Below are 4,593 nucleotides of genomic sequence, written 5' to 3'. Positions count from 1 at the left end.
GAGTAGGGTTTGGAAAATCGCTGAGACAAAAAAACGCCCCATGCCAAAAGAGTCAGGCATGGGGCGACGCGTTATACCGCAAGACGGTTAGGGAATTAGAGAAGTGCTGGTCTGTTCAGACCGCGACGCCTTTGCGGCATTGGAGTTGGGCCGTGCGCACCCGGGAGAAAGCTCGAGCCAGGCGCAGGAGCATTTCGTCGACATTGGCCTTGCTGACTGTCAGCGCCGGCGTAAACCGCAGGCAATCGGGTTTCGGAGCGCTCAACAGCAAACCTTCGTACAGCGCGGCGTTCACCACGGCGTCAGCTGAATCGTCACTCAGTGTCAGGCCCCAGAGCAGCCCTTGGCCACGTAGTTCACCGTGCCCGTAACGGTTGGCCAATCGACTCAAGCCTTCGCGCAGGTGTTGAGCGCTATCGCGAACGTGCTCGAGGAAGCCGTGATCCAGCACGCTGTCCAGAACCGCCAGCGCCGCCGAGGCCATCAACGCGTTGCCGTGATGAGTGCCATCCAGCTCGCCCGACTCGAGGCAGCAGGCTTTGCCGCGCGCCAGAAGCGCCGCCACTGGCACCCCACCGCCCAGCCCTTTGCCCAGCACAACAATGTCGGCGCGCACGCCGTAAAACTGTTCGGCAAGCAGACTGCCGCAACGGCCAATCCCGGTTTGCACTTCGTCGAGAATCAGCAAAATCCCCAACTCACGGCATAGGTGCTCGACACCTTTGAGGTAATGCTCAGTCGCCGGAACGACACCGGCTGAACTCTGAATAGGTTCGAGCATGATGGCGACGGTCTGCGCATCTACCGCCGCATGTAACGCAGGTAAATCATTGAACGGAACGTGGCTGAAACCCGGAAGTTGCGGCTCAAAGCGATTGTTCTGACAATCCGACGCGGACATGGCCGCAAAGCCGTGACCATGGCAGCTACCGCTGGCGGTGATGATTCGCGATGCACCGCCACGATGCAGTTGCCCCCATTTACGCGCCAGCTTGATCGCCGCTTCGCAAGCTTCACTGCCACTGTTGAGCAGATAAACCTTGTCGCTGCCGGTACTGGCGCACAAACGTTCGGCCAGATTGAGTTGGCCACGGTTAAGCAGGCCCGAACCCGGATTGATCAGCGTTTGCGCTTGAGCGGAGATGGCTTTGATCAGCACCGATGGGCTATGGCCGAGGCTGTTGGCCGCGCCACCTTGGGTGAAATCCAGATACGCTCGGTCGTCACTGTCCCAGAGCCAGGAACCCTGACCGCGAACGAAAACTTGCTGGGGTCGCTCGACACTGGGCATCAGGCACTCGCTGGAAAGGTTGTCGTGCCTGGAGGGCCGAAAATGCTTCACCACCAGATCATCCAGGCTCGGCTGTTGGCGACGCAGGCTGAACAGGTTCATGCGCGCATTCCCTCAAGCGGCGAACCCAGCAGACGCGAAGACCAATCCTCGACGCGCCCGGTGCGCAAGCGTTTGAGTGCAATATCACGCCAGCGCGAAGACAGCGCCGGACAGTCGACGAGTTTTTTCAAACCGGCATGCTCAAGCGGCTCTTGATAAAAACAGCGCAACGCCCAGGCCACAGTCAGGCCAGGGTAGCTGCGCTGGATCAGCTCGAACGGCTGATCGGCGCTGACAAAACCAGGCTTGAGAACGCGGTAGAACCAGCCGCAGCGTCCCGTGTCCTGGGCCAGTTGCGGCAAGATCGGCACACCCCAGCGATGGCTCAACCGATAACACGGTGAGCGCGGCTGGCTGATCTGCAACAACGCACCACCCCAGCGAAACATATCGCCGAGGCACACCTGCTCTTCGGTCAGGCCGCGGGTTGAAAGGTTTTCACCGAAGGCCGGCGCGTTCCAGTCGATCTGTGGATAACGTTTGCGCCAGTAAGCGTAGTGTTCGGACGGGTAATGATGCAGGGCGCGTTCGGGGCCAGTATGAAAACGCGGATCGCCGTGTTCATCGCTGCCCAGGCCTTGAGGCCACAACCAGAGTCGATTGGCAATCCGCTGTTTGTCGGTATCGCAGATCAAACCCTGTCCGAGATTTTTTGCCTTGCCTATGTAAACACCATCAACGTAAACGGTATTCATCGCGCTTTCTGGCCCTGTAAGCCTTGTGAATGCGGTTAGACTAGGCTTCTGTCAGGCGCTGAGCCATTTCGATTTTCCAGCTTTTTCGATAAGAATTACTTATGGATTTTAAGCAACTGCGTTATTTCGTCGCGGTGTATGAAGAAGGCCATGTCGGACGGGCTGCCGAACGCCTGTCGATCTCCCAGCCGGCGCTGTCGCAGCAGATCCGCCAACTGGAACAAAACCTCGACGTGGGCCTGTTCGAACGCAGCAGTAAACGCCTGCTGCCTACCCTGGCCGCGCATACCTTGTACAACCACGCCCTGCCCTTGCTCGACGGCCTGCAGCGTGCGTGCGAGGCCTTGGGCAACTTCAAGGGTCAGGCGTTACGCACCTTGGCCATCGGCGTGCTGCAAACCGTTCACACCAGCCTGGTGCCCAAAATGCTGGAGCGTGTACGCAAGGCGCAACCACACCTGGTGGTACAGATCTACGAACTCACGGGGCTGGAAATTGAACGTCGACTGCTCAATGGCTCACTCGACATCGGTATCAGCTATCTGCCGCCGCGCCAGCCAGGGCTGCATGGCGTTTTGCTGTATGAAGACGAACTGACCCTGGTCATCCCTGCCGATCATCCGTTGCGTGAATTCAAGAAAGTCTCCATGAGTCAGGCAGCGGAGTTGCCGATGCTGTTGCTGGGGGAAGAGTTTCAGGTCCGGCAGATCTGGCAGGGACAACTGGCCAATCTCGGACGCCGCCCGCAAGTACAGGCGGAACTGAACAACATGGCGGGGATCCTCGACAGTTTGCCCCACACCAGACTGGCCACTGTCCTACCCGGACGCTCGCAGCAGGAACATGGAAACAAGGCACTCTTGTGGAAACCCTTGAGTGAGCCGCGGGTCCCACTGAAAGTTGGATTGGTCTGTCGCGACGTTCAACGTCAGCAAGCGACGCTGGAGTTGCTGCGCAACCTGCTGGAAGACGTGATGAACGGCCCGGCCGGGCGGATGACGAGCCCGACGGTACTGGATGTTCAAGGCTGAACGGTAAAAACACAAATCGCAGGCAAAAGAAAACCCCGCCGAAGCGGGGCTTTGCAGACTGTTTCCCTGACATCCATTTCACTCCGCCGTCCTGGCAGAATCCTACGTGTCCGTGTTATTGCTTTGCGCTTCCTGCGCGACGTCCATGTGAAGTAGATTAGCTCTGGATCCAATTTTGGAACAGGGGGAAAACAGCAGCACGTCACGTAAGCAAATGCTTACATGACGTTACACTTCTCAGAATTGCGCCGCATCCAACAGAAACAGCGACTCACTACCGGCCTTGACCGAAGCGCTCAGCGAATGAATCCGTGGCAGCAGGCGAGCGAAGTAGAAGCGTGCAGTGCCCAGTTTGCTGGCGTAGAAGTCGTCCTGCGCCTCTTTGCCAAAGGCTGCCTTGGCCATCAGTGCCCACATGTAGGCGTAGGACACATAGCCAAACACTTGCAGATACTCGACCGAGGCTGCGCCGATTTCGTTCGGGTTATTTTTCACGCGGTCCAACAACCAGGCGGTCAGCTCGTCCAGCGTGTCGACAGCGTCGTTCAATGGTTTGGTGAACTCGGCCAGATCAGCGCTCGCGGTGGCGGTGAAATGGCGAATCTCATCAGCAAACAACTTGTAGTACGCCCCGCCGCTGCCGACGATCTTGCGCCCGACCAGGTCCAGCGCCTGAATGCCGTTGGTACCTTCGTAGATCTGGGTGATCCGCACGTCACGCACCAGTTGTTCCTGGCCCCACTCGCGAATGTAGCCGTGGCCGCCGAAGACCTGCTGGCCGTGAACGGTGGTTTCCAGGCCCAGATCCGTGAGGAATGCCTTGGCGACCGGCGTCAGCAAGGCCACCAGGTCTTCAGCGCGTTTGCGGGTGGTCGCGTCTTCGCTGAACTTGGCGGTGTCCAGCTGCATGGCCACGTAGGTCGAGAATGCCCGGCCGCCTTCATTCGAGGCCTTCATGGTCAACAGCATGCGACGCACGTCCGGGTGAACGATGATCGGGTCGGCGACCTTGTCTTTGTTCTGCGCCCCGGTCGGCGAACGGCTTTGCAGGCGATCACGGGCGTATTCAACCGCGTTCTGGTAAGAGCGCTCGCCACTGGCCAGGCCCTGGATACCAACGCCCAGACGCTCGTAGTTCATCATGGTGAACATGGCCGCCAGGCCTTTGTTCGGCTCACCCACGAGGTAACCCACGGCTTCGTCGAAGTTCATCACGCAGGTAGCGGATGCCTGGATGCCCATTTTGTGTTCGATCGAACCGCAGTTAGCCGGGTTACGCGCGCCGAGACTGCCGTCGGCGTTGACCATGAACTTCGGAACCAGGAACAGCGAAATACCTTTCGGACCCGCAGGGGCATCCGGCAGTTTGGCCAGCACCAGGTGAATGATGTTTTCGGTCAGGTCATGTTCACCGCCGGTGATGAAGATCTTGGTTCCGCTGACCTTGTAGGAACCGTCTGCTTGCGGTTCGGCC

At 58.9% G+C, this 4,593-nt stretch carries 4 protein-coding genes; 1 reads left to right on the top strand and 3 read right to left on the bottom strand.

Annotated elements, in window-relative coordinates; translation table 11 throughout:
* Window positions 1-115: 115 nt before the first annotated feature.
* Window positions 116-1,393 carry an aspartate aminotransferase family protein gene (locus AC1DH9_RS23065; protein ID WP_427545629.1) on the bottom strand — a complete coding sequence of 426 codons (1,278 nt, stop codon included), beginning with the start codon at window positions 1,391-1,393 and terminating at the stop codon, window positions 116-118.
* Entirely contained in the window at window positions 1,390-2,088 is a 699-nt protein-coding gene (locus AC1DH9_RS23060; RefSeq protein ID WP_427545627.1) for an MOSC domain-containing protein, read from the bottom strand. Before AC1DH9_RS23060 ends, AC1DH9_RS23065 begins: the two co-directional genes overlap by 4 nt.
* A gap of 101 nt (window positions 2,089-2,189) precedes the next feature.
* On the opposite strand from AC1DH9_RS23060, the gene AC1DH9_RS23055 reads away from it, so the two are divergent.
* Window positions 2,190-3,119: a LysR family transcriptional regulator gene (locus AC1DH9_RS23055; protein ID WP_427545625.1), complete on the top strand. Its 930-nt coding sequence runs from the start codon at window positions 2,190-2,192 to the stop codon at window positions 3,117-3,119.
* A 237-nt stretch (window positions 3,120-3,356) separates the two neighbouring features.
* Here AC1DH9_RS23055 and AC1DH9_RS23050 read toward each other — a convergent pair.
* Window positions 3,357-4,593: acyl-CoA dehydrogenase C-terminal domain-containing protein (locus tag AC1DH9_RS23050; protein WP_477808838.1), on the bottom strand; the 1,237-nt coding region annotated here is incomplete at its 5' end.

The sequence above is a fragment of the Pseudomonas sp. 05T35 genome, assembly GCF_056396605.1.
The sequence above is the reverse complement of the archived record's forward strand: the minus strand, read 5'-3'. Positions and strand labels throughout refer to the sequence as shown.